Source organism: Aeromicrobium sp. (assembly GCF_025965075.1).
Taxonomy (GTDB): domain Bacteria; phylum Actinomycetota; class Actinomycetes; order Propionibacteriales; family Nocardioidaceae; genus Aeromicrobium.
Map to the genome: position 1 here is coordinate 1 of NZ_JAOPXQ010000223.1, position 3,673 is coordinate 3,673.

Below are 3,673 nucleotides of genomic sequence, written 5' to 3' on the forward strand. Positions count from 1 at the left end.
GGTCGCTCAATGGATCACGGACTCCGCGCCTCAGCCCATCCTCAACGAGAACTTCAACCTCATCTTCGGCGGCGGTGACTTCGGGCCGGTTCCGGGGCTGATCGTCTGGATGGCGTTGGCTGTGGTGGTCGGAGGGCTCGTGCTCGCCAAGACCAGGTTCGGGAGGAAGGTCCTCGCCACGGGAGGAAATCGGACCGCGGCAGAATTCACCGGTATCCGAACTGGGCGGATCAAGTTCCAGGTGATGGTCCTGTCCTCGGTCGTCGCCTCGCTGGCCGGGCTGCTCTACGCCGGCCGACTCGAATCGGGACGCTTCCAGTGGGGATCCGGCGACGAGCTCTCGGCGATCGCCGCCGTCATCCTTGGCGGGACCAGCCTCTTCGGCGGCAATGGCGCCGTCGTCGGCACCCTCGTGGGGGCGCTCCTGATCGGCCTGATCAACAACGGCCTGATCCTCGCCGGTCTCGAGACGAGCCAGCAGCAGGTCGTGCGGGGCGCGATCATCATCCTCGCCGTCGCCCTGGCCAGGAAGAAGTGAGGAGCACGCGTGTCTGACGTGCTGCGCGCCGGCATCATCGGCACAGGATTCATGGGACAGGTGCACGCGCGCGCCATCAAGGCGAACGGTCACGTGGTGGACGGGGTGGCATCGTCATCCCGACAGAGCGCCGAGCGCGCCGCCCCTGTCCTGGGTTCCGGCCGGGCCTACGACGACGCCGAGGCACTCATCTGCTCGGACTCGATCGACGTGATCCACATCTGCACGCCGAACGTCAATCATGCGACATTGGCCAGGGCGGCACTCGAGGCCGGGAAGCACGTCGTGTGCGAGAAACCGCTGGCCACCAGCGTCGAAGACGCCTGCCAGCTGGAGTCCCTGGCGTTCAGCATGCGGCGTCTGGCATCGGTGCCGTTCGTCTATCGCTTCTACCCGACGATCCGCGAGATCCAGAATCGGGTAGCCCGCGGTGTCACGGGACCACTGTGGATGTTGCACGGTTCCTACCTGCAGGACTGGCTCGCAGGCGCGGACGCCGACAACTGGCGCGTCGATCCACACAGCGGCGGCGCTTCAAGGGCGTTCGCCGACATCGGCGTGCACTGGTGCGATCTGATGGAATTCGTCACCGGCCATCGCATCACCTCGCTCGTGGCCCACACCGCCCGCGCATTCAGCCAGCGGCAAGGACGGGACGTGCACACCGAAGACGGTGCGACGGTCATGTTCACCACCGACCGCCACGCCTCCGGGAGCGTGGTGATCAGCCAGGTCTCTCCCGGCCGCAAGAACCGGTTGTGGTTCTCGTTCGACGGTCCGGACGCCTCACTGTCATTCGATCAAGAGACGCCGGACAGCTTCTGGGTCGGTGGCGTCGCCCAGAACCTGACCGTGATGCGCGGGCCGGACGGTCTCGGCGCCGGAGCCGTCGAGTACTCGGTGGTGCCCCCCGGGCATCCACAGGGCTACCAGGACGCATTCAACGGCTACATGAAAGACGTCTACCGTGCCGCCGCCGGCGAGACGGTAGTCGGCCTGCCCACCTTCGCCGACGGCCGGCGAGCGGCGCAGATCACTGCCGCCGTGCTCGAATCATCTCGACGCCGCGAATGGGTTGACGTCCCCACCCAGCCGTCCACCAACCACTCACACGGTCACCTCGGGGGAAGCACCCATGACTGACACATTCTTCGACCCGACACAGCGCGCCACGGTGGAGGCCGCGATGGCACGGATCATCCCCACCGACGACACTCCCGGCGCTCGGGAGGCCGGCACGGTGGACTTCGTCGACCGCTACCTCTCAGGTATCGACTACATCTACGCCAAACCCGATGGAAGCGGGTGGGAAGTCCTGACAGGCCCCCGCGCAGACGCCTGGTCACGACGGATAGACGCGCTTCGCCAGTGCTATGTCAACGGAATCACGTCGCTCGACGAGCTTGCCCTCAGCAGGCACGGCCGCAGCTTCGTCCAGCTGGACGCAGAACAGCAAGACGCAGTCCTTCACTCGCTCGAAGATCCACCGCCACGCTCGCACCAGAATCATGCTGCCTTGTACGGCGCACCGCCCGAACCGGCCCTCCAACAGACCAACGCCGAGATCCATCTCGACTTCGTGGCACTGATCGCCCTGCACACCCGTCAAGGTTTCTACGCCGACCCGATCTACGGGGGCAACCGAGACCGCGTCGGATGGGAGGTCATCGGGTTCCCCGGACCCGCCTCGCTGAAGGACGTGCATGACGGCACCTACACGGTGCTCGAGTGGTTCGCCGACGACCTGGAGCACGAGTGCCTGAAACGACCCACGAACCACGACGACGGGAAAGGCCGCGCATGAGCAATGCAAAGAGACCAGATCGCGCGGACGTGTGCATCGTCGGTGCCGGCGCCTCCGGAGCAGCCGCAGCCAAGGTCCTGACCGAGCGCGGCTTGAGAGTCGTCGCACTCGAAAGAGGACCGTGGAGGACGAAGGAGACCTTCGGGGGGGACGAGCTGGCCAACGTCAATCGGTACAACCTGTGGCCGGACCCGCTTCTGAACCCTCGAACGGTCCGCGACTCCGCGGACGCCCAGGCACGGGAGGAGCTCTTCTGTCCCGTGCCCCAGATGGTCGGTGGAGGCACGGTCCATTGGCAGGGATGGTTGCCGCGATTCACCGAGAACGACTTCCGCCACAGGTCGGTCATCGGTGACATCGCCGGAGCATCACTGGCAGATTGGCCGATCACCTATGACGAGCTCGAGCCCTACTACGACAAGGTGGAGTGGGCCTTCGGTGTCTCGGGCAAAGCAGGCGCGAATGCCTACGAGTCCCGGCGCACCCGCGACTACCCCTGCAAGCCCATGCCTCAGTCGAGGTACGCGCAGAAGTATCACCAAGGGTGTGCTGCCCTCGGATGGAACTCGTTCCCGACACCTCAAGCGGCCCTCTCTGAGCCGTACGACGGCCGGCCGCCGACCGTGATCAGCGCTTTCGCGCAGCAGCACGGCGACCCGACCGGGACGCGCAGCAGCGCGCTCAACGTGTTCATCCCCCAAGCCGTCGCAACGGGACGATACGAGCTGCGTCCGGACTCGTACGTGAGGGAGATAACCGTCGACTCCAACGGGCGCGCGAAAGGTGCCGTCTATCAGGACGCCGAGGGCCAGACGTACGAGCAGGAGGCCGACGTTGTCATCTTGGCCTGTGGCGCGGTGGAGTCGGCACGCCTGCTCCTGTTGTCGAGCTCCTCACGGTTCCCGAACGGGCTCGCGAACGGCAGCGACATGGTCGGTCGCAACGTGACGTTCCACGAGTACAGCGCGGCCGTCGGCGTGTTCGACGACCCGATCTATGCCTGGGCTGGTGGCGGATACGTCAGCGCCTCCAGCTTCGAGTTCTACGAGCACGACGAGAGCCGCGGTTTCGCCAGCGGTGGGCACCTGGCTGCGGCCGGCGTCGGCATTCCGCTGCCGATCAACTGGTCAGTCCCGGACCGGCCGGCCTGGGGAGCAGAGGCCAAGCAGGTCGACCGCGACTACTTCAACCACTCGATGGCAGCAGCAATGGTCGTCCACGACCTGCCACAACATGACAACCGGGTCGACCTGGACGACGCGGTCACCGACCACTGGGGTCTTCCTGTCGCCCGGGTGACTCTCACACCGCACGAGAACGACGTGGCCATG

At 65.9% G+C, this 3,673-nt stretch carries 4 protein-coding genes; all 4 read left to right on the forward strand.

Annotation, left to right across the window (positions count from 1 at the left end; translation table 11 throughout):
* The coding region (locus JWQ91_RS13280; protein WP_297784924.1) for an ABC transporter permease at nucleotides 1–538 on the forward strand (538 nt) is incomplete at its 5' end.
* A gap of 9 nt (nucleotides 539–547) precedes the next feature.
* Nucleotides 548–1,681: a Gfo/Idh/MocA family oxidoreductase gene (locus JWQ91_RS13285; protein ID WP_297784927.1), complete on the forward strand. Its 1,134-nt coding sequence runs from the start codon at nucleotides 548–550 to the stop codon at nucleotides 1,679–1,681.
* Nucleotides 1,674–2,342 carry a gluconate 2-dehydrogenase subunit 3 family protein gene (locus tag JWQ91_RS13290; protein ID WP_297784930.1) on the forward strand — a complete coding sequence of 223 codons (669 nt, stop codon included), beginning with the start codon at nucleotides 1,674–1,676 and terminating at the stop codon, nucleotides 2,340–2,342. Before JWQ91_RS13285 ends, JWQ91_RS13290 begins: the two co-directional genes overlap by 8 nt.
* The coding region (locus JWQ91_RS13295; RefSeq protein WP_297784933.1) for a GMC family oxidoreductase N-terminal domain-containing protein at nucleotides 2,267–3,673 on the forward strand (1,407 nt) is incomplete at its 3' end. The genes JWQ91_RS13290 and JWQ91_RS13295, both read left to right, overlap by 76 nt.